Origin of the sequence: Labilithrix sp., assembly GCA_019637155.1 — a bacterium.
In the GTDB taxonomy this organism is placed as follows: domain Bacteria; phylum Myxococcota_A; class Polyangia; order Polyangiales; family Polyangiaceae; genus Labilithrix.
The window spans coordinates 24,238-44,021 of the sequence record JAHBWE010000035.1; the positions used below are offsets into that span (position 1 = coordinate 24,238).

The following is a 19,784-nucleotide window of genomic DNA, read 5'->3' on the forward strand; positions in this document are numbered from 1 at the left end:
GGACGCGTGCGTCGTCGCGGTGTTGCCGTGGCGTCGGCGAGCCGTGGAGGATGCGTGCGTCTTCGCGTCCTACGGCTGCGGGCGGGGTGCAGGTCCCTGCGTCGAAGGAAGGCTTGCCAGCTTCTCCGCGGCGCGCTTGGCCGTGCGAGATCCGGTCGTTTTGGGCCAGGTGTCGACGATCTTCTGGTACGTCGTGCGGGCCGATGCGAGGTCGCCTTTTCCTTCTTGGGACTGAGCGAGGTACAGGCGGGCGCGCTGAATGACGAGCAGCGACTCGAAGGTGTTGCAGGTGGTCACGACGCGCGTGAGGGGAGGGATGGCCTCGTCCCAGCGGCCGGCGAGGGCGTAGGCCTTGCCGAGGGCGAAGTCGGCGCCGAGGCCCGCGCTCGTGGAGCCGGCCTCCGGGAGCTCCGCGAGCGCCTCGAGCGCCTCCTCGCGCGTCTCGGCGAACGCGCCGGTGACGCTCAGCCACGTGGTCCACGGCGCGCGCGCGGAGTGGCCTTCGACGACGCGCCGGTCTTCGGCCGCGAGCCACTCGGCGCGCTTGGCGTCGAGCTCCGTCTTCGTCATCTCGCCCGCACGATAGAGAGGCTCGAAGAAATCGATGCTCGGGTCCGGCGCGAACGGGAACGACGGCCACGCCGCCATGCGATCGAGGTAGTCGCGCGCGACCTTGGCCGCCTCCTTCGACTTCTCCGTCTCGCGGAGGACGTTGATGCGAAGGCGCGCCGGGCCGGCGTGATCGATCGAGTCCGCGTCGAACGGCAGCGTCGCCTCGTAGTCGCGCGCGAGCTCCTCCGTCTTCGCGAAGTCGCCGTCGAGCACGGCGAGGAAGGCGCGGTCCCAGAGCTCGTGCCGCTTCTGATCGGCGGCCGGGAGCAGCGCCCAGCGGCGCGAGAGCGTCTCGAGGACGGAGGGGCGCGGCGCGTTGTCGGCGAGGAGCGCGCGCGCGAGCATCGCCGCGGGCTTCGGCGACTTCGGCTCGAGCGTCGCCCAGCGCGCCGCCTCCTCGCGGGCGCGGCTGCACTCGCCGGCGCCGAACAGCAGATCGACGCGCGTCTCGACGCAGATCGACGCGAACGGAGACGTCTTGAGGCAGCGCTCCGTCGCCGCGAGGCCGTCGCCGACGTTGCCGAGGCTCTTCTCCGTGCGCGCGAGCGCGGCGAGCGCGGGAGCGTAGGAGCTGTCGAGCTTCAGCGCCGCCTCGAACTTGCTCTTCGCGCTCTCGTGCTCGCCTCGCTGCTGCAGCGCGCGACCGAGCCAATACTGGAACGCCGGGTCGCGCGGGAACTGGAAGACCGCGGACGTGAGGCGCGTCTCCCACTCCTCGAGATCGGGGAGGCGGCCCTCGGGATGAAGGAAGGGGTGGCTCGCCTCGAGGAGCTTGTTGTCGCGCTCGAGGAGGAGCTGCCGGTGCGCGAACGCGAGCTGGAACGCGGCCTGCGCCCCCGCGCGGTCGTTCACCGACGCTCGCTGGAGCGCGAGCTCGAGGTGCGCGGCGGCGAAGTCGGGATCGAGCTCGATCGCCTTCTCGAGCGTCGCGCGCGCCTTCGTCGCGTCGCCGTCGTGCCAGGCGCGCATCGCGTCCTTGTACGCCGCCTCCGCTTGCGGGTTGTCGGTCAGCGGTCGCGGCGTGACGGTGGGCATCGCCTGGACGCGCGTCGTCTGCACGGGGTCCTTCGGGCGCGTCGCGAGGAACACCGTCGCTCCGAGCGCGCCGAGGAGCATGAGCGGGATCGCGAGCTGCTTCGCGCCGCGCTTCGCCGGCGCCGCGGGGGGCTGTTCGGTGCGTTGCGTGTCGCCCGACGCGGGGTGGACCGACACGGTCGTGGGCACCTTCGTCGTCGCGGCGTACTGCGCCTCGTCGTCGTGCGATTTCGACGGCGCGACGCGGACGCGATCGTTGCCGGTGTTGAGCGTCGCGAACGGCTCGAGCGCGTCGGCCACGTCCGCCATCGACGCGAAGCGGGTGGTGGGATCCTTCGCCAGCGCGCGATGGATCGTCTCCTCGACGAGCGCGGGCACCTCCTTCACCCGCGATTTGATCGGGGGCGCCGGCTCGGTCACGATGTTGGCGACGATGCTGAGCACGTCGCCGCTCTCGTTCCAGGGCCGGGCCCCGGTGACGAGCTCGTAGGCCATCACCCCCCACGCGAACTGATCGCAGCGCGCGTCGACCTCGCCGCCCTTGATCATCTCGGGCGCCATGTAGACGGGCGTGCCGCTGATCGAGCCGCCGCCGGTGACGGTGTCGACCTTGTGCTGCTCCTCCGGCGTCCTGCTCGCCGTGCGCCGCGCGATGCCGAAGTCGAGGACCTTCACGCCGCCGTCCTCGCGCACCATCACGTTCTCGGGCTTGATGTCGCGATGGATGATGCCGCTCCGATGCGCGGCCTCGAGCGCGCGCGCGACGTCGACGAGGAACCGAACGCGTCGCGCGAGGGACAGCTCGTCGTTGCCGACCAGCTGCCGCAGCGACGACCCGACGACGTACTCCATCGCGAGCCAGAGGCGGCCGTCCGACTCGCCGACGTCGTAGATGGCGACGACGTTGGGGTGGCTCAGCGACGCGACCGCGCGCGCCTCGCGCAGCCACCGCGCGGAGAGCTGCGCCTGCTCCTCCGGGCCGCGGTCGGAGTCTCGCTTCAGCGGGCCCTTCGTGCGCGCGGCGTCGGGCGAGACGACGATGATCTTCAGGGCGACGGTGCGCTCGAGCCGAGGATCGAAGGCGCGGTAGACCTGCCCCATCCCTCCTTGCCCCACGAATCCTTTGATTTCGTAGGGCCCGACGCTGTCGCCCGGCTTGAGCAAAGCCAAGACAGAGTACCGGACCCCACGGGCCTATTCCCACCTGCAAAATCGCTGGCATGGCGCGGACGAGCCGTGCTATCCACCTCGGCTCTTTCCCGGAGATTCATCGAATGCCGAGTGATGCCGTTCAGTGCAAGCCGCTCGAGGTCGTCGTCAGCGACCGCGGAATCGAGCGCGCCATCAAGATGCTCAAGCGCAAGCTCGCCTCCGAGGGCGTCCTTCGCGAGCTCAAGATGCGCCGCCACTACATGAAGCCGAGCGTCAAGCGCCGGAAGAAGCAGGCCGAAGCCGCCCGCCGCCGCCGCAAGCGCGCGAAGCTCGACGCCGCGCCCCCGAAGAGCTGAGGGCTTGCTGGTTCGAGAGGGCTCTGCCCTCTCGAGCTCTCCCGCCGGGGCCTCTCCGCGCGCGCGGGGCGCGCTCCGCCGCCCCGGGCCCCGAGAGGGTTGCCCGAGCGGCATGACAACGTCAGGCGAGCGACCCATGCGGTCGTCTCGCCTTTCGTGTTTTGTCGCGCCACGAGCTACGGCTTCTTGAGGCGTTCGGCGGCGACGAAGTCCGGCGCGGCGAAGAGGGCGCAGTCGCAGTAGCCCTGCCGCGCGATGTCGGCGTGATGGGGCTTGCACGGGCAGACCATGTCGGAGCCCTTCGTCTTCGAGTCCTCGACGTCGGCGCAGGGGCAATACATACGACCGTGCGCGACGAGGTTGTCCGTGAGCCCCTGGACGACGTTCTCAACCACCTCGCCCTCCGGATAAAGCTCATACGTCCCCTTCGCGACATACGTCGCCACAAACTTCCGCACCCGCCTCAGCGCCAGCTCCCGCGCATCCGAGTCACCCACGCCCACAGTCTAGCCCGGCCCCCAGAAGCGGCCGCTCCAGCGGTTGCGAAGCAACCCGAGCGCTCCGCGCGAGTGCCGTGTCAGCGTGTCAGGGGTGGGGTCGGGCCCAACCGAGCCCGGGGCCCCAGAAGCGGCCGCTCAGCGGTTGCGAAGCAACCCGAGCGCGCAGCGCGAGGGCCGTGTCTGGGGTGGGGGTGTCGGGGGCAAAGCCCCCGACGTTGAGAGAGCCCCTCAGGACGCCATCGCGAGGCGGCGTTTCGGTTTCGCCGCGGCGCTGAGGCGCTTGCGCGAGGGCGGGGCCTTCTTCTCCGCGCGCGGCGGCTCCGGGCCGAGGAGCGCGACGATGCTCGCGATCTTCCGGTGGTGCACCGGGCCGTGCTCGAGCGGCGACTTCTCTTCGATCGCGTAGCGGTTGCGGCGGCCGATGCGTGCACGACGCACGTATCCCGCGGCGACGAGGTCCGCGACGATCTGGTGCGCGCCGCGCTCGCTGATGCCGACCGACTCCGCGATCTCCCAGATGCGTGAGTCCGGATCCTTCGCGATGCAGAGAAGGACGTGAGCGTGAGGGGTGAGCAGCGACCACGGATGGCCCGCTTCAGGCTTGGGGTAACGTCGCATTTTCCAACGACCTCGTTTCCGCGACGCATTATGCTTCGCGACAGCCTCCTTGTAAACAGTCGAAATGAGTCAATGAATTCATCGTGATGCAAAACACTACGGCACGCTGGCGCGGGAAAAGGCTGATGACGTGTGTGCTAGGGTCGCGACGCGATGGCCCTCGCGCTCTCCGAACCCTGTCCCGAGTTCGCCCTTCCGGGCACCGACGATCGAACGCACGACCTCGGATCGTTCGGCGCGCACGACCTCCTCGTCGTCGCCGTGTCGTGCAACCACTGCCCGTACGTCGTCGCGTACGAGGAGCGGATGATCGCGCTCGCGAAGGAGTACGGCGCGAAGAACGTCGGCTGGCTCGCGGTGAACGCCAACGACGCCACGCGCTACCCGGACGACGGCATGCAGCCGATGAAGATCCGCGCGCGCGAGCGCGGCTTCCCGTTCCCCTACGTCCGCGACGACTCGCAGGCGTTCGTCCGCGCCCTCGGCGCCCGCTTCACGCCCGAGATGTTCGTCTTCGATCGCGAGCGCAAGCTCCGCTACCACGGCCGCATCGACGACAACCACCGCGACCCGAGCCAGGTCACGAGCCAGGACCTCCGGAACGCCCTCGACGCCCTCCTCGCCGGCAACGATCCCCCCGCCCCCGAGACCACCGCCTTCGGCTGCTCCGTGAAGTGGAAGTGAAGTGGAAGCGAAGTGGAAGTAGCGTCCGCCCCGGACAAGCTCTGATAGCCTCGGCTCCGTGAGCGGCGAGAACGGGAACGGGACGATCAACGGCAACGGCAAGTCGATGTTCCGCGCGGGCGGGCAGGCGAAGGGCGGGCGCTTCGCGCTGTTCGAGCCGCCGCCGGTCGACGCGGTCGCGGTCGAGGAGCGCGCGGCGCAGCTCGCGAAGCGATCGATCAAGAAAGCGGCGAAGGTCGCCGGCCTCAAGCTCGCGGTCTCGATGATCGACCTCACCACGCTCGAGGGCAAAGACACCGCGGGCAAGGTGAAGCAGATGTGCCAGAAGGCGCTCCGCCCGCTCGACAGCGACGGGACGGTCGGGCCCGTCGCGGCCGTCTGCGTGTATCCGAACTTCGTCGCCGTCGCGAAGGAAGCGCTCGCGGGCTCGCCGGTGAAGGTCGCGAGCGTCGCGACCGCGTTCCCGAGCGGACAGTCGCCGCTGCCGATCAAGCTCGAGGACGTGCGGCGCGCGGTGGACTTCGGCGCCGACGAGATCGACATGGTCATCGATCGCGGCGCGATGCTCGTCGGCGACTACGGGAAGGTCTTCGACGAGATCGCGGCGACGAAGGAGGCGTGCGGCGCCGCGCGCCTGAAGGTGATCCTCGAGACCGGCGAGCTCGGCTCGTACGACGTCGTCCGCAAGGCGAGCGAGCTCGGCATCGCGGCGGGCGGCGACTTCATCAAGACGTCCACCGGCAAGGTGCAGCCCGCGGCGACGATGCCGGTGACGCTCATCATGCTCGAGACGATCCGCGACCACTTCTACGCGACCGGTCGCAAGGTCGGCATGAAGCCGGCCGGCGGCGTGCGCACGGCGAAGAACGCGCTCCAGTACCTCGTCATGGTGAAGGAGACGCTCGGCGACGCGTGGCTGAACAACGAGCTCTTTCGGTTCGGCGCGAGCGCGCTCCTCAACGACCTGTTGATGCAGCTCGAGAAGGAGCGCACGGGCAACTACCAGGCGGGCGACGACTTCTCGAAGGATTGAGCGAGCTTTCCTCGCCCCACCAGGCGTGATTCCATGGTGGTCACGGCCGGATGAAGCTGCAAAAACCACCGAGCCCGCCCGTGCCGCCGAGCCCGGAGCCGACGTCGGGCCGCGCGCGCAAGGACGTGAACTACGTCCCGCTGAAGCCGCCGCCCGCGCTGCCGTCGGCGCACACGCCGCCCGCCGACGAGTACGACCTCGTCGAGGACCTCGCGACGCCGATCAAAGCCGCCTCGCCGATCGCCGACCCGACGACGGGCCCGTCGCCGCCCTCCGTTCGCGACCTGATCCCGCCGGTGCGCCCGGAGGCTCCGACCGCGCACTGGGAGCCGAACGACAACGGACCGTTCCAGACCGGGCCGATGCAGCCGCTCCCGCCGCCGTCGAGCCGCAACCCGGCGTTCGGTCCGCCCTCGCAGCAGCCGATGCACGCCGCGTCGTCGGGGCGGCTCCAGCACGTCGCGCCGTCGGGGCAAGGGCCGATCTCGGGCCCGATCACGGGGCCGCACATCCCCGTCATGCAGCGACCGCCGTCCGGGAGCACGGGCCCGTTCCCGACGGTGGGGCAGAGCGCGGTCCCGCCGTCGCAGGTGGCGCCGCCGGACGACGGCGTACCGCTCGGCTACGTCGTCGCGTCCGCGTTCTTCCTCGCGATCGCGCTCGTGGGGTTCGGTCTCTACCTCGCGTTCGAGGTGATCTCCCTATAGGATCGCGGCCATGTCGCAATCGTTGACGACGAAGGGATCGAGCTCGGAGATCGAGAAGAAGAGCGAGCACGCGCTCGACTTCGGCAAGGCGTGGGACTACGCGCCCGCGCCGGAGGCGAACGATCACGTCAAGATCGACCCGAAGTACGGCCTCTTCATCGGCGGCCGCTGGGTGTCGCCGCGGAGCGGGAAGTACTTCCCGACGATCAGCCCCAGCACCGAGCAGGTGCTCGCCGAGGTCGCGGAGGCGAACGCGGCCGACGTCGACGACGCGGTGAAGGCCGCGCGCGAGGCCTACGACAAGTACTGGTCGAAGATGCGCCCCGCCGATCGCGCGAAGTACGTCTTCCGCATCGGCCGCGCGATCCAGGAGAAGGCCCGCGAGCTCGCGATCGTCGAGTCGATGGACGGCGGCAAGCCGATCAAGGAGTCGCGCGACTTCGACGTCCCGATGGCGTCGGCGCACTTCTTCTATCACGGCGGCTGGGCCGACAAGCTCGACTACGCCTTCCAGGGCCGCAAGACGCGTCCGCTCGGCGTCGCGGGGCAGATCATCCCGTGGAACTTCCCGCTCCTCATGGCGGCGTGGAAGCTCGCGCCCGCGCTCGCGTGCGGCAACACCGTCGTCCTCAAGCCGGCCGAGACGACGCCGCTCACCGCGCTCCTCCTCGCGCAGATCATCGAAGAGGCGGAGCTCCCGCCCGGCGTCGTCAACATCGTCACCGGCGCGGGCGAGACCGGCGCCGCGATCGTCAACCACCCCGACGTGAACAAGATCGCGTTCACCGGATCGACCGACGTCGGCAAGCGCATCCAGCGCGCGATCGCGGGCTCGACGAAGCGCCTCACGCTCGAGCTCGGCGGCAAGGCGGCGAACATCGTGTTCGGAGACGCGCCGCTCGATCAGGCGGTCGACGGCATCGTCAACGGCATCTACTTCAACCAGGGCCACGTCTGCTGCGCCGGCTCGCGCCTCCTCGTCGAGGAGAGCGTGCACGACGTCATCGTGCGGAAGCTCCGCGATCGCATGCAGAGTCTCCGCATCGGCGATCCGCTCGACAAGAACACCGACGTCGGCGCGATCAACTCGAAGATGCAGCTCGAGCGGATCAAGGAGCTCGTCGCCTCGGGCGAAGAAGAGGGCGCCGAGCGCTTCAGCGTGAGCCAGAAGCTCCCGGAGAAGGGCTTCTGGTTCGCGCCCACGTTCTTCACGAACGCGAGCCAGTCGTGCCGCATCGCGCGGGAGGAGATCTTCGGTCCCGTCCTCACGGTGATGACGTTCCGCACGCCGGACGAGGCGGTCGAGAAGGCGAACAACACGATGTATGGGCTCTCGGCCGGCATCTGGACCGACAAGGGCGCGAAGATCTTCAAGCTCGCGACGCAGCTCAAGGCGGGCGTCATCTGGGGCAACACGTTCAACAAGTTCGATCCGAGCTCTCCGTTCGGCGGCTACAAGGAGAGCGGCTTCGGTCGCGAAGGCGGGCGCCAGGGCCTCGCCGCGTACCTGGAGGTGGAGTGATGGCGAAGGAGAAGAAGACGGAGGTCGCGGCCGAGCGCATGCCCGAGCCGCGCACCGGCGACGCGCCGCTCGTGAAGCCGTTCACGAAGGAGAAGCCGCGCGTCTCCGTCGCGAAGGCGTACAAGATGTACGTCGGCGGCCAGTTCGTCCGCTCCGAGTCGGGCCGCTACTTCCAGGTCGCCGGCAAAGGCCCGGAGGACGAGGGCGTCGTCGACGTCGACACCGATCCCGAGACGGTCAACATCCCTCGCGGCTCGCGGAAGGACGTGCGTGACGCCGTCACCGCCGCGAAGAACGCGCTCGGCGGCTGGAACGCGCGCTCGGCGTTCAACCGCGGTCAGATCCTCTACCGCCTCGCGGAGGTGATGGAGTCGCGGCGCGCCGAGCTCACGCAGTCGCTCGTGCGCGGCGGGGCGCCCGAGGTCGCCGCCACCTCCGAGGTCGACGCCGCGATCGATCGCGCGATCTTCTACGCCGGCTTCGCCGACAAGTACTTCGCGCTCCTCGCGTCGTACAACCCGGTCGCGGGCCCGCACTTCAACTTCAGCGTCCCCGAGTCGATGGGCGTGATCGGCGTCGTCGCGCCGGAGCGACCCGCGCTCCTCGGCCTCGTCTCGACCGTGCTCCCCGTCATCACCGGCGGCAACACCGTGGTCACGCTCGCGAGCGCGGCGGACCCGCGCACCGCGATCGTCTGGAGCGAGTGCCTCGCGACGAGCGATCTCCCCGGCGGCGTCGTGAACGTCCTCACCGGCCACGCGAAGGAGCTCTCGCCGCACCTCGCGAAGCACCGCGAGGTCATCGGCGTCGACGCGTGGATCGTCGACGCCGACCTCAGGAAGACGGTCGAGGCCGAGGGCGCCGACAACGTGAAGCGCGTGAAGACGCACGTCCCGCTCGATCCCGAGACCTGGCTCGACGATCGCCGCGGCCAGGGCCTCACCTGGATCGAGCGCTTCCTCGAGACGAAGACGGTCTGGCACCCCGTCGGCGTCGGCGGCGGCTCGAGCGCGGGGTACTGATTACTCGCACCAGTCGGACGTGATGAACGTCGGGTCGAGCGCAGCGAGGCGCTCGAGGTGGTGGCTCGCCGCCGCGACGTCCGCGCGCGCCGGCGCGCCGGCCGCGTGACGGAAGGCGTCGATCCGTTCGAGCGCTTCCTCTCGTGACATCTCCGCGAACGACTTCGGCAGCGGGACGCCGACCGCGTGGAACGCGTCGGCGATCTCGGCCCCGTGCTCCTTCTCGAAGGCGTGGCGTACGCCCTGCTCGTAGAAGCGCACGCGGAACATCACCGCCGCGCGGTGTTCGGCCTCGGCGCGCTCCGCCGGCGAGATGTCCTTCCTCATCGCGAGCTGGTGGTACGCGCGGTAGTCGTTCCTCGCCGCGTTGTCGCTGCCGTGGTGGACCGCGCGCGCTCCCGAGAGATACGCATCGAAGCGGGTGTCCGCGCTCTCGGCGGCGGCGCGCGTCGCGGAGAGGTCGAGCTGGACGTGATCGACGACGTCGCTCGTGCGAGACCACGCGAGCACCGCCTTGTACGGCGCGATCTGCCGCGCGGTGATGTCGCTGTTTCGGCCCTGCGTCATCCGCACCCACGGCGCGAAGTGGTTGATCTGGTCGCCAGGCGTGTAGTCCGAGTAGCCCCACAGCGTCTTGAGGTTCGGGAAGGTCTTCTGCCACTCGTCGCCGTCGACTTGCCGGTACGTGAAACAGCCGGAGAAGTGGACGTCCTCGACCTGCGCCGCCGCCTTCGGGAAGATCTCTCCGAGGCGGCGGACGAGCGCCAGGTCGAAGCCGCCGACCTGTTGGCTCCCGGCCGGATCGCCCCACATCATGCCGGAGCTCGAGTGGCCGGAGAGGACGAGGCGCGACGGCAGATCGCCGTTGCCGGACTCCGCGCGCGCGAAGTAGAGCGCGAGGCGCGCGAGCTCGTCGCGGCCGGAGCCGCCGCGTTCCTTGACCCTGTCGAGCATGGCGAAGACGGCGTCTCCCTGCTCCTTCGAGAGACCGTAGTGGTCGATGAGGCCGTCACGGAACGCGGAGAGCTCTTCCGCTTTGGTGAGATCGAAGCTCCCGAACTTCGTGTCGACCTTCGCCCCGGCGGTGCCCATCACGGTCGTGACCTGACCGCCCGTCGCGGCCTGGAGGACGGCGACCTCGTCGGCCCGCCGGTTCATGCCGAGGTAGAGGACCCCGTCGCCGTGCGGCTTCGTCGCCGGCTGGCGCGCGTTCCGGACCGCGTCGGCGAGCCCGCGGTCGTGCTGCGCCTGGGCGCCGCTCGTCGGCGGCGCGTCGTCGATGCGGCGCAGGTAGCCGTTCGGCGTGAAGTCGGGATCGTTCGGGGTGGAGAGCGGCTCTCGGCGGCGGGTGGATTCGATCGCGGTCATGGCGCGCTCGTTCGGCTCCGCGCCGGCGATGGTTGCGTCCTTTTCGCGAGAGCGCGTAAAAAGACGACCCATGACGACCGCGCATGACTTCTCCGCGAAGACGATCACGGGCCAGGACAAGAAGCTGGCCGACTACAAGGGCAACGTCCTCCTCGTCGTGAACGTGGCCTCCGAGTGCGGGCTGACCCCGCAGTACACCGGCCTCGAGAAGCTGCAGCAGAAGTACGGACCGAAGGGGCTCAAGGTCCTCGGCTTCCCCGCGAACGAGTTCGGCGCGCAGGAGCCGGGCACGAACGAGCAGATCGCTCAGTTCTGCAAGACGCAGTACGACGTCTCGTTCGACATGTTCGGCAAGGTGAAGGTGAAGGGTGAGGGGATCGATCCGCTCTTCGCGTGGCTGACGAAGGAGACCGGCGGCGACATCCAGTGGAACTTCGGCAAGTTCCTCGTCGGCAAGGACGGCGCGATCCTCGCGCGCTTCGAGCCGAAGGTGGAGCCGGAGGACCCGGCGATCACGTCGGCGATCGAGAAGGCCCTCGGCTGACGGCGAGCGCGTCCTCGATCGCGAGCGAGCCGTCGTAGAGCGCGCGCCCCACGATCGCCGACTCGACGTTGGCGATCGCGGTGAGCGCGCGGATCTGCTCGAGCGTCGCGACGCCGCCCGACGCGATGACGGGGAAGGGGGAGCGCGCCGCGAGCGCGGCGGTCGCGGCGACGTTGGGGCCCGCGTTCATGCCGTCGCGCGCGACGTCGGTGTAGAGCACGGCCGCGATCGGCGCGCCGTCGAGGGCGAGGACCACGTCGACCGCGCTCATGCTCGAGACCTCGGTCCAGCCCTCGGTCGCGACGAAGCCGTCCTTCGCGTCGACCGCGATCACGATGACGCCCGGGTGCGCGGTCGCGAGCGCGCGCACGAGCGCGGGATCTTTCACCGCCGCGGTGCCGAGCACGACGCGCGACGCCCCGAGCGCGAGGTACCCCTCGAGCGCCTCGCGCGTGCGGACGCCGCCGCCGATCTGCAGGAGGCCGCCGTGCGCGGCGGAGACCGCGCGGATCGTCTCGCGCTGCACCGGCGCGCCCGCCTTCGCGCCTTCGAGATCGACGACGTGGAGCCGATCGGTGTGCGCGCGGAAGCGCCGCGCCACCGCCGGCGGATCGTCGGAGTAGACGGTGGGGTCCTCGTAGCGCCCTTGCTTGAGGCGGACGGCCTTGCCGCCGAGCAGATCGATCGCGGGGAAGAGATGCATCAGAGCGTCCGGAAGAACCGTTCGACGAGATCGAGCCCGGCGCGCTGGCTCTTCTCGGGGTGGAACTGTACGCCGACGATCGCGCCGTCTTCGATCGCGCTCGCGAACGTCTCACCGCCGTACGTCGTCGTCGCGAGGACGATCGACGCGTCCGCCGGCGCCGCCGCGTACGTGTGCGCGAAGTAGTAGTGCGCGCTCTCGAGCACCGCGCTCGGCTTCGCGCGCTCGGCGCGGTTCCAGCCCATGTGCGGGAGCGGCGCGTCGGCGCCGGGCGCGAGCCGCCGGACGCGTCCGCGGAAGACGCCGAGCCCGCGCGCGCCGGGCGCCTCGTCGCTCTCGTCGAAGAGCACCTGGAGCCCGAGGCAGATCCCGAGGTAGGGCGCGCCGGATCGGACCTTGTCGCCGATCGCCTCGCGCAAGCCGGCGGCGTCGAGCGCGGCCGCGAACGCGCCGAACGAGCCTTGCCCCGGGACGACGAGCACGTCGGCGCGACGCACCTCGTCGGGATCGGCGGTCACGATGGTTCGTCCGACCGGAACAGAGCGCGCGAGCGCGCGCACGACGCTGCGGACGTTGCCGACCCCGGTGGCGAGCGCCGCGATCCGCATCGCCGGAAGGCCATAGCACGCTACCCACCGGCCGTGTATGGTGCGCCGCGATGGCGTCGCTTGGTAAGCGCCTGCTCCTCGGCTCGTTCGGCGCGGGCGTCGTGCTCGTCCTCTCCTGCGGCTCTCCACCTGCGAAGCCGCCGGTCGTGCCGGTCTCGGATCGTTGCCCCGACATCACGAAGGCCGACGACGTGGCCGCGTTCGACTTCGTCCAGGAGCACGCGCTCTCGCGCGCCGCGGCCGATCGGATGAAGGCCGCGATCCTCGCCGGGCTCGAGGTCGAGGCCCTCGCGGAGAAGCTCGACGCCGACCTCGGCATCGCGTGCGCGCAGATCGTCCACGACCTCGGCAAGGGCGGCGACTACCACTCCGGCCTCGAGGCCTGCACCGCCGCGGTCAAGGCGGTGCAAGAGGCGCGCGCGAAGCTCGGTCCGAAGACGCAGACGCAGCTCGTCGTGCGGAAGCCGATGTGCCTCGTCGACGCCTCGCTCGTGACGAAGTGCGCGAGCCTCTGCGACTCCTCCGTTCCGTCCGAGAAGGCCAAGAGCGAGTGCGCCGAGAGCGCGGGCCGCTGCGACGGCGACTGCGAGGGCGGCTGCGAGCCGAAGGGACCGGCGAGCTGCGGCGGGACGTGCGAGGGGACGTGCGAGGGCACGATCAAGGGCACCTGCGGCGGTCGCTGCACCGGCACCTGCGACGGCAAGAAGGTCAACGGGCCCTGCCTCGGCGTCTGCGCCGGCACGTGCGCGAGCGCGGTCGAGGCGGAGTGCAAAGGGCTCTGCAACGGGACGTGCCGCCTCACGAAGGCGGGCATCTGCGGCGACGGCGTCTGCGCCGGAAAATGCACGGTCGAGCTCGCGGACCCGAAGTGCGCGGGCGAGTTCAGCCCGCCCGCGGTCAGCGCCGAGTGCCGCGCGCGCTGCGACCTCGCGGTGATGAACAAGACCGAGTGCGGCCTCCCGCAGGTCGGCTACCTCGTCGTGAGCCCGTCGGCGAAGGACGCCGAGGCGATGAAGGCCGCGATCGACAAAGCGTTCCCCGCGCTCCTGAAGATCCTCGCCGAGCTCGGGCCCCAGGGCGCGGCGCGCGTGCAGAAGGCGCAGCAGCTCATCGACGCGGCGCGCGCGAGCTTCAAGGAAATCGCTAGATCCGGCGGAAACGCACCGGCGGCGGAGGCGCAGCTCCGGAAGTGCTTCGAGGAGCCGTTCAAGAAGGCGGTCGCCGCGGCCGCGGCCGCGAAATCGAGCATCGATCAAGCGACCGGCGTCCGCGACGAGGCGACGAAGGCACCCGCGCCGGCGCCCTGATACGATCGCGCGGTGCGCTGGGCGCTCCTCGCCGTCGTCCTCGGGACCGTCGCGTGCAACGCGCTCGTCGGCTTCGACGACTTCGAGCGCGCGCCGGCCGCGCCGCCGCCCGCGGACGACGACGACGACGACGACCTCGCGCCGGACGCCTCCGCCGACGCGACGGCGCGCGGCTGCGACCCGACGAAGCCCTTCGCCGAGCCGGTCAAGCTCGGCGGGCCCGTCAACACGGTGAGCTCCTACCAGAACGCCCCGACCCTCACCGACGACGAGCTCACGATCGTGTTCAGCCGCGCCATCGGTCAGCTCCAGGGCAAGCTCCTCACCGCGACGCGCGCGTCGATCGACCAGGACTTCGGCGCGCCGAAGGAGATCGACGTCGGCGGCTCGGCGCACAGCTTCTCCCCGACGATGACGGGCGACGGGCTCGCGCTGTTCTGGAGCGAATACGAGGACGTGCAGGGCGACACGATCCGGCGCGCGCGCATCCTCACCGCGCGGCGCGCGAGCGTCGACGCGGCGTTCGGGCCGCCGGAGGCGTATCGCGAGGACGCCGAGCCCCTCGCGTTCTCTCCTCACGTGTCGCGTGACGGCACCGAGCTCTTCCTCTCGCTTCCCGAGGCCGACACGATCCACCTCCACCGCGCGCGGCGCGGCTTCCTCGGCGCGTACGAGGCGCCGACCAAGCTCACCGAGCTCGCGCTGGACGGCGTGGCCGACGGCGGCGTGGCGCTCACGAGCGATCGCCTCACCCTGTTCTTCTCCTCGAACCGCCCCGGCAGCGCGGGCGTCAACGACATCTGGGTGACGAAGCGCGCGGCGGTCGAGTCGCCGTTCGGCGCCGCGAAGCGCGTGACGGAGCTCGCCTCGCCGGACGCCGATCGGCCGGGTTGGGTGTCGGTCGACGGCTGTCGCCTGTACATGGCGCGCGGGAGCGAGGTCACCACCATCGGCGCGATCTACGTCGCGACCCGCCCGCCGCGGTGAGGGGCTGCTAGTCTCGTCATCGTGCGCTGGCCGGCGGCCTTGTTCGTTTTGTCGACCGTCGCGTGCAACGCGATCGTGAACTTCGGCGAGCTCCAGCGCGTCCCGGCGACCCTCGACGAGCCGCCGGCGGAAGAAGAAGAGCCCATCGTCGAGGGCGGCGCGCCGAAGCCGCCGAAGGAGGGCGGCGGCGCGAAGCCGCCCGGCTGCGATCCGACGAAGCCCTTCGGCACGCCGGTCTTGCTGCCGGGGCCGATCAACGCGGTGAGCGCGCTCGAGTCGTCGCCGACGCTCACCGACGACGAGCTCGTGATCGTCTTCGGGCGCATCGTCGGCTCCGCCGACACGAGCCTCGTGATGGCGACGCGGAGCTCGTTCGACGTCGAGTTCGGCGAGCCGCGCGCGGTCCCGGGCCTCGCCGCGACGCGGACGAGCCACGCCCCGACGATGACGGGCGACGGCCTCGTCCTCTTCTGGAGCGAGCAGGTGATCGACACCGGCGGGCGCGAGCCTGCGATCCTGAGCGCGAAGATCTTGAGCGCGCGGCGCAGCACGCGGTCGGCCGACTTCGGCGCCCCCGCGCCCTACCGGCAGAACGAGGACAACGGGCTCAAGACCTCGCCGTTCGTCACGCGCGACGGGAGCGAGCTCTACTTCTCGCAGTTCGAGTCGCCGGAGGTCATCCACGTCTATCGATCGGTGCGCGGCGAGTTCAACGTCTACCAGCCACCCGAGCGCGTGAACGAGCTCGCGTCGGACGACGGGAGCGAGGGCGGCATCGCGATGACGGACGACGGGCTGAGGATCTACTTCGCGTCGAGCCGCGCCGGCGCGGAGGGCGCGAACGACGTGTACACCGCGACGCGCAAGGACCGCGCGTCGCCGTGGACGAACATCGAGCGTGTCCCCGAGCTGAGCTCGCCGTCGTCCGACCGACCGGGTTGGCTCTCGCCCGACGGCTGTCGTCTCTACATGGGGAGCGAGCGCGAGTCGGGCGGCGGCCTCTTCGTCGCGACGAAGCCGCCGAAGTAGGGCGCTCGCTCGCTACGCGACGAGGACGGTGCCGACCGATCCCGGCTCACGCACCGCGCGCGCGAGGTCGCCGCGCTCGAGGCGGCCCATGATGTAGACCGCGCGGACGCCCTTCTCGATCGCGGCGAAGGACTCCTCGAGCTTCGGGACCATGCCCTTCGTCACGACGCCGTCTTCGATCGCCTTCTTGCCCTCCGCGAAGGTCATCTTGCCGATGCGGGACGAAGGATCGGCGATGTCCTTCAAGACGCCGGGCACGTCGGTGACGAGCACGAGCGCCCGCGCGTCGAGGCGGATCGCGACCTGGTTCGCGACCGCGTCCGCGTTGATGTTGTAAACTACACCTTTCTCGTCGCAGCCGAGGCACGCGAGGACGGGGACGTAGCCGGCGCCGCCGAGGAGGGAGAGGAGCTCGCCGTTGACGCCGGCGACGTCGCCGACGAGCCCGAAGTCGACGGGATCGGGGCCCGCGCTCGGGACGACCATCGGCGGGCGGCGGTTCGCGCGCACGGTGAGCGAGCTCGCGCCGTGGAGGCCGACCGGCTTCGCGCCCGCGGCGACGAGCGCGGAGCACAGGTCGATGTTGACCTTGCCGCCGACCGTCATCTTCATCACGTCGAGCGTCGCCGCGTCGGTCACGCGGCGGCCGCCGACGATGGTGGGCGTCTGGCCGAGCGTCTTCTGGAGCGCGGTCGCCTGCGGTCCGCCGCCGTGGACCATGAGGACGGGCACGCCGCTCGCGACGAGCTCCGCGACGTCGGCCGCGATCGCGGCCATGTGCGCGCTCTGCACGACCTCGCCGCCGACCTTGATGACGACGGGGCCCGACACGGGGCTCGTCACGGCCAGCCGCCGGGGTCTTCGAGCGACGTCCTCTCGTCGACGCCGAGCATGATGTTCATCGACTGGATCGCCTGGCCCGCGCCGCCCTTGATCAGGTTGTCGGTCGCGGAGAAACACGCGACGACGCCCTCGCCGACCTGGACGCCGACCTCGGCGTAGTTGGTGTTCGAGACCGCGGCGACCTCGGGGAGGCGCTTCGCGGGGACGCGCACGAACGGCTCCTTGGCGTAGGCGTCCTTGTAGAGTGCATTGATCTTGTCGGCGGGCTGATCGAGGCGCACGAAGCACGTCGCGAAGATGCCGCGCGAGAGCGGCGCGCTGACGGGGACGAAGCGGATCGCGAGCTCCTTCGCGCCCGCGTCGACGAGGGTCTGCTCGATCTCGGGGATGTGCTGGTGATCGAGCGGCTTGTAGGTGCGGAGGTTCACCGCGCGGGTCGGGTGGTGCGTGCCCGCGCTCGGGACGACGCCGCTGCCGGAGGAGCCGGTGATGCCCACGACCTCGACCGCGCCGGTGAGGAGGCCCGCGCGCGCGAGGGGCATGAGCGCGAGCTCGATCGTCGTCGCGAAGCAGCCCGGCGACGCGACGTACTTCGCGCCCTTGATCTTCTCGCGGTTCAGCTCGGGGAGGCCGTAGACGAACGAGCCGTCGGTGAGGCGATCGGCGCACGGATGATCGGCGTGGTAGTAGCGCTTGTAGAGCGCGGCGTCGCGGAGGCGGAAGTCGCCGGAGAGGTCGACGACGCGCGCGCCGGACGCGATGAGCTCCGGCATCTTCGTCGCGCTGACCTTGTGCGGGAGCCCGAGGAGGACGACGTCCATGCCCGCGGCGGCCTCGGCCGGGGTGATGCCCTCGAACTTCAGGTCGGTCTGCCCCTCGAGGTGGGGGTGCGCGGCGGAGAGCGGCTCGCCGACGAAGTCGACGGACGCGACGCGCGCGAGCTCGACGTGGGGGTGGAGGAGGAGGCGCCGGATCAGCTCACCGCCGCCGTAACCGCTGCCGCCGATGACCGCGGCTTTGAAGCGCTTCGTCATGGCGAGGCACCCTAGTCGGCTTGTCGCTTCGGCGCCATCGTCCCCATGATCCAGTCGAAGAGCGGCACGGTGACGTTGAAGTTGTAGCGCTGCATGACGCGCGGATCGTGGTGCCGCGCGTGGTGGGCGCGGAGGCGCGCGATGAGGCGGAGGCGGCCGATGAAGCTGTCCTTCGGCGCGTGGTAGCAGAGGTGGAGCACCTCGTAGCTGACCATGAAGAGGCTCGCGCTGAGGAGGAACAGCCAGCCCGCCGCGGCGGACCAGAAGTGCGCGACGACGAACGCGGCGGGCGCGGCCGCGGCGACGATGCCCGCGACGCCGGCGGCGGGGATGAGGACGAGGCGGAACTCCCTCACGCTCCGGAGCGCCATGTCCTCTTCGACGTAGACCATGTGATGCATCGGCGTGTGGCGGTCGTAGATGACCTCGACCGGCCAGCGGCGCTTGTGGAGGACGTCGCGATGGACCGCCCACTCGAAGAAGTTCGCGAAGAGCACGACGATCGGGATCACGAGGAGGTCGGTCCACGCGAACGTCGCGCGCGCGACGCCGGCGAGGCTCACGACGAGGACCGCGAGGCCGATGCCGGTCGTCGCGGCGAGGTGCGCGTACGGGCTGTACCACCACGGGATCTCGGCGAGCGCCGCGGCGCGGACCTTGTTCCGCCGCTCCTCGGTCAGGCCTCGCTTCGTCGCTTCCCGCAGCAGCTCTGCCGTGGGGTCGGCGTTGGGGATGCGTTCCGGGACGACGGGGAGGGTGGCCATGGTGCTGCTCGTTTCGTTGGGTCCTAGGAATACTGTACATTCTGTAAAAACAGAATGCACGTCTCAAATGCGAGTTTTCTCGTAAGATCGGGGCCCATGAGCGACCTGAGCGACCCGAGCGACCCGGCGAAGTGGCTCCGCGAGCAGGCAGGCGCGATGGAGCGCGCCCTGGCGGAGCTCGTCGCCGTCAACTCCTTCACCGAGAACAAGGACGGCGGGAACGAGGTCGGCCGTCGTCTGGAGGAGCTCTTCGCGATCCCGGGGCTCTCCGCGCGTCGCGTCGCGAGCACGAAGTTCGCGGACCACCTCGTCTTCTCGGCGGGCTCATCCACGCCGAAGGTCGCGCTCGTCGGGCACCTCGACACGGTCTTCCCGCCCGGCACGTTCGAGGGGTTCCGCCGCGACGGCGATCTCGCGCGCGGTCCCGGCGTCCTCGACATGAAGGGAGGCCTCGTCGTGGTGGCGTGGGCGCTGAAGGCGCTCGCCGAGACGGGCACGTTGCCGTCGCTCCGTCTCGTCATCGTGGCGGACGAGGAGGTCGGCTCGCCGGAGGGGCAGGCGGTCATCCGCGAAGCGACGGCGGGGGCGGAGAGCGCGCTCGTCTTCGAGGCGGGCCGCAAGGGCGACCTCGTCATCACGCGGCGGAAGGGGACCGGCTCGGTCACGCTCACGGCGCACGGCAAGGCCGCGCACGCGGGCAACGCGCACAAGGAGGGGGTCAACGCGGTGTGGGCGCTCGCGAAGCTCGTCGATCGCGTGCAGCTCCTCACCGACTACGCGCGCGGCGTCACCGTGAACGTCGGCAAGTTCACGGGCGGCACGAGCAAGAACACGGTGCCCGATCGCGCGGAGGCGCTGGTCGACTTCCGCTTCGAGACGCGCGCCGACGGCGAGGCGCTCGTCGCCGCGATGCGCGCGGCGGCGGACGAGTGCGCGGCGGCGGTGCCGGGCGCCCGGATCGAGATCGGGGGCGGCATCGCGCGCCCGCCGCTCGAGCGCACCGCCGCGAGCGCGGCGCTGATGGAGGCGTACGGCGCGGCGGCGCGCGCGTCGGGCCTCGCCTCGGGCGAGGCGGCGCTCATCGGCGGCGGCTCCGACGCGAGCACGACCTCGGCGATGGGGATCGCCTCGATCGACGGCCTCGGCCCCCGCGGCATCGGCTTCCACACCCACGACGAGCAGATCGAGATCGCGAGCCTCCTCATGAAGGCGGAGGCGCTCGCCCGCTTCCTCGCCACACTGCGCGCTGAGGCTTGATGCGCTCCCGACGTCACCGCGCGCTCGGGCCCGGCGCGCCGACGGCGCCGGCCGCTCGTCGTCGCGGTGGCGCGCTGAGGCTTGGCGGGACGACGGCGC

Annotated in this window: 20 protein-coding genes; 11 read left to right on the top strand and 9 right to left on the bottom strand. The window is 70.7% G+C overall.

Annotated features, from left to right (window positions below):
• Positions 1-69: 69 nt before the first annotated feature.
• Positions 70-2,817 carry a protein kinase gene (locus KF837_43905; GenBank protein ID MBX3234318.1) on the bottom strand — a complete coding sequence of 916 codons (2,748 nt, stop codon included), beginning with the start codon at positions 2,815-2,817 and terminating at the stop codon, positions 70-72.
• A 104-nt stretch (positions 2,818-2,921) separates the two neighbouring features.
• On the opposite strand from KF837_43905, the gene rpsU reads away from it, so the two are divergent.
• Positions 2,922-3,155, top strand: coding sequence for a 30S ribosomal protein S21 (gene rpsU, locus KF837_43910; protein MBX3234319.1), 234 nt, complete (start codon positions 2,922-2,924; stop codon positions 3,153-3,155).
• Positions 3,156-3,331: 176 nt separating this feature from the next.
• On the opposite strand, the gene KF837_43915 is transcribed toward rpsU, so the two are convergent.
• Positions 3,332-3,613, bottom strand: coding sequence for a hypothetical protein (locus tag KF837_43915; protein ID MBX3234320.1), 282 nt, complete (start codon positions 3,611-3,613; stop codon positions 3,332-3,334).
• Between the two features lie 270 nt (positions 3,614-3,883).
• Complete coding sequence (locus KF837_43920) at positions 3,884-4,273, bottom strand: winged helix-turn-helix domain-containing protein (protein ID MBX3234321.1); 390 nt, start codon at positions 4,271-4,273, stop codon at positions 3,884-3,886.
• A gap of 153 nt (positions 4,274-4,426) precedes the next feature.
• On the opposite strand from KF837_43920, the gene KF837_43925 reads away from it, so the two are divergent.
• The 5 genes from KF837_43925 (at position 4,427) to KF837_43945 (ending at position 9,241) form a co-directional block, all read left to right on the top strand.
• Positions 4,427-4,957: a thioredoxin family protein gene (locus KF837_43925; protein MBX3234322.1), complete on the top strand. Its 531-nt coding sequence runs from the start codon at positions 4,427-4,429 to the stop codon at positions 4,955-4,957.
• 106 nt (positions 4,958-5,063) lie between these two features.
• Positions 5,064-5,990: a deoxyribose-phosphate aldolase gene (deoC, locus tag KF837_43930; GenBank protein ID MBX3234323.1), complete on the top strand. Its 927-nt coding sequence runs from the start codon at positions 5,064-5,066 to the stop codon at positions 5,988-5,990.
• A gap of 50 nt (positions 5,991-6,040) precedes the next feature.
• Positions 6,041-6,697 (top strand): hypothetical protein, encoded by a 657-nt coding sequence (locus KF837_43935; protein ID MBX3234324.1) that lies wholly within the window; start codon positions 6,041-6,043, stop codon positions 6,695-6,697.
• Positions 6,698-6,707: 10 nt separating this feature from the next.
• On the top strand, positions 6,708-8,219 hold the full coding sequence (locus KF837_43940) for an aldehyde dehydrogenase family protein (protein MBX3234325.1): 1,512 nt from the start codon (positions 6,708-6,710) through the stop codon (positions 8,217-8,219).
• 125 nt (positions 8,220-8,344) lie between these two features.
• The gene (locus tag KF837_43945) at positions 8,345-9,241 is read left to right on the top strand and encodes an aldehyde dehydrogenase family protein (protein ID MBX3234326.1); all 897 of its coding nucleotides are present in this window, start codon (positions 8,345-8,347) and stop codon (positions 9,239-9,241) included.
• Here the strand turns inward: KF837_43945 and KF837_43950 are convergent, their stop codons facing one another.
• Positions 9,242-10,609 (bottom strand): hypothetical protein, encoded by a 1,368-nt coding sequence (locus KF837_43950; protein MBX3234327.1) that lies wholly within the window; start codon positions 10,607-10,609, stop codon positions 9,242-9,244. It abuts the gene before it with no gap.
• A 70-nt stretch (positions 10,610-10,679) separates the two neighbouring features.
• On the opposite strand from KF837_43950, the gene KF837_43955 reads away from it, so the two are divergent.
• Positions 10,680-11,153, top strand: coding sequence for a glutathione peroxidase (locus KF837_43955; GenBank protein ID MBX3234328.1), 474 nt, complete (start codon positions 10,680-10,682; stop codon positions 11,151-11,153).
• On the opposite strand, the gene KF837_43960 is transcribed toward KF837_43955, so the two are convergent.
• Together KF837_43960 and hisH are read right to left on the bottom strand one after the other, a co-directional pair.
• The gene (locus tag KF837_43960) at positions 11,122-11,856 is read right to left on the bottom strand and encodes a 1-(5-phosphoribosyl)-5-[(5-phosphoribosylamino)methylideneamino] imidazole-4-carboxamide isomerase (GenBank protein ID MBX3234329.1); all 735 of its coding nucleotides are present in this window, start codon (positions 11,854-11,856) and stop codon (positions 11,122-11,124) included. The two genes, KF837_43955 and KF837_43960, sit on opposite strands and share 32 nt — an antisense overlap.
• Positions 11,856-12,464, bottom strand: coding sequence for an imidazole glycerol phosphate synthase subunit HisH (hisH, locus tag KF837_43965; GenBank protein MBX3234330.1), 609 nt, complete (start codon positions 12,462-12,464; stop codon positions 11,856-11,858). Before hisH ends, KF837_43960 begins: the two co-directional genes overlap by 1 nt.
• A gap of 50 nt (positions 12,465-12,514) precedes the next feature.
• On the opposite strand from hisH, the gene KF837_43970 reads away from it, so the two are divergent.
• Genes KF837_43970 through KF837_43980 form a run of 3 tightly spaced genes read left to right on the top strand, consistent with a single transcriptional unit; the run spans position 12,515 to position 15,787 of the window.
• Positions 12,515-13,771: a hypothetical protein gene (locus KF837_43970; GenBank protein ID MBX3234331.1), complete on the top strand. Its 1,257-nt coding sequence runs from the start codon at positions 12,515-12,517 to the stop codon at positions 13,769-13,771.
• 12 nt (positions 13,772-13,783) lie between these two features.
• Positions 13,784-14,758: a PD40 domain-containing protein gene (locus KF837_43975; GenBank protein ID MBX3234332.1), complete on the top strand. Its 975-nt coding sequence runs from the start codon at positions 13,784-13,786 to the stop codon at positions 14,756-14,758.
• Between the two features lie 21 nt (positions 14,759-14,779).
• A complete protein-coding gene (locus KF837_43980; GenBank protein MBX3234333.1) occupies positions 14,780-15,787 on the top strand; it encodes a PD40 domain-containing protein in 1,008 nt (335 codons plus the stop codon).
• A gap of 12 nt (positions 15,788-15,799) precedes the next feature.
• Here KF837_43980 and argB read toward each other — a convergent pair whose 3' ends face one another.
• From argB to KF837_43995, 3 genes are all read right to left on the bottom strand, one after another.
• A complete protein-coding gene (gene argB / locus KF837_43985; protein ID MBX3234334.1) occupies positions 15,800-16,564 on the bottom strand; it encodes an acetylglutamate kinase in 765 nt (254 codons plus the stop codon).
• A 62-nt stretch (positions 16,565-16,626) separates the two neighbouring features.
• Positions 16,627-17,664, bottom strand: a complete 1,038-nt coding sequence (gene argC / locus KF837_43990) for an N-acetyl-gamma-glutamyl-phosphate reductase (GenBank protein MBX3234335.1) — start codon at positions 17,662-17,664, stop codon at positions 16,627-16,629.
• 11 nt (positions 17,665-17,675) lie between these two features.
• Complete coding sequence (locus tag KF837_43995) at positions 17,676-18,428, bottom strand: sterol desaturase family protein (protein ID MBX3234336.1); 753 nt, start codon at positions 18,426-18,428, stop codon at positions 17,676-17,678.
• Positions 18,429-18,524: 96 nt separating this feature from the next.
• Between KF837_43995 and KF837_44000 the strand changes: the two genes are divergently transcribed.
• Positions 18,525-19,685 carry a M20/M25/M40 family metallo-hydrolase gene (locus KF837_44000; GenBank protein MBX3234337.1) on the top strand — a complete coding sequence of 387 codons (1,161 nt, stop codon included), beginning with the start codon at positions 18,525-18,527 and terminating at the stop codon, positions 19,683-19,685.
• Positions 19,686-19,784 lie beyond the last annotated feature (99 nt).

Excerpts from the sequence above, each read along its gene's own strand:
- rpsU (MBX3234319.1), top strand. The coding sequence starts at position 2,922 with ATGCCGAGTGATGCCGTTCAGTGCAAGCCGCTCGAGGTCGTCGTCAGC.
- KF837_43920 (MBX3234321.1), bottom strand. The coding sequence starts at position 4,273 with ATGCGACGTTACCCCAAGCCTGAAGCGGGCCATCCGTGGTCGCTGCTC.
- KF837_43925 (MBX3234322.1), top strand. The coding sequence starts at position 4,427 with ATGGCCCTCGCGCTCTCCGAACCCTGTCCCGAGTTCGCCCTTCCGGGC.
- deoC (MBX3234323.1), top strand. The coding sequence starts at position 5,064 with ATGTTCCGCGCGGGCGGGCAGGCGAAGGGCGGGCGCTTCGCGCTGTTC.
- KF837_43935 (MBX3234324.1), top strand. The coding sequence starts at position 6,041 with ATGAAGCTGCAAAAACCACCGAGCCCGCCCGTGCCGCCGAGCCCGGAG.
- KF837_43940 (MBX3234325.1), top strand. The coding sequence starts at position 6,708 with ATGTCGCAATCGTTGACGACGAAGGGATCGAGCTCGGAGATCGAGAAG.
- KF837_43945 (MBX3234326.1), top strand. The coding sequence starts at position 8,345 with ATGTACGTCGGCGGCCAGTTCGTCCGCTCCGAGTCGGGCCGCTACTTC.
- KF837_43950 (MBX3234327.1), bottom strand. The coding sequence starts at position 10,609 with ATGACCGCGATCGAATCCACCCGCCGCCGAGAGCCGCTCTCCACCCCG.
- KF837_43955 (MBX3234328.1), top strand. The coding sequence starts at position 10,680 with ATGACGACCGCGCATGACTTCTCCGCGAAGACGATCACGGGCCAGGAC.
- KF837_43960 (MBX3234329.1), bottom strand. The coding sequence starts at position 11,856 with ATGCATCTCTTCCCCGCGATCGATCTGCTCGGCGGCAAGGCCGTCCGC.
- hisH (MBX3234330.1), bottom strand. The coding sequence starts at position 12,464 with ATGCGGATCGCGGCGCTCGCCACCGGGGTCGGCAACGTCCGCAGCGTC.
- KF837_43970 (MBX3234331.1), top strand. The coding sequence starts at position 12,515 with ATGGCGTCGCTTGGTAAGCGCCTGCTCCTCGGCTCGTTCGGCGCGGGC.
- argB (MBX3234334.1), bottom strand. The coding sequence starts at position 16,564 with ATGGCCGCGATCGCGGCCGACGTCGCGGAGCTCGTCGCGAGCGGCGTG.
- argC (MBX3234335.1), bottom strand. The coding sequence starts at position 17,664 with ATGACGAAGCGCTTCAAAGCCGCGGTCATCGGCGGCAGCGGTTACGGC.
- KF837_43995 (MBX3234336.1), bottom strand. The coding sequence starts at position 18,428 with ATGGCCACCCTCCCCGTCGTCCCGGAACGCATCCCCAACGCCGACCCC.
- KF837_44000 (MBX3234337.1), top strand. The coding sequence starts at position 18,525 with ATGAGCGACCTGAGCGACCCGAGCGACCCGGCGAAGTGGCTCCGCGAG.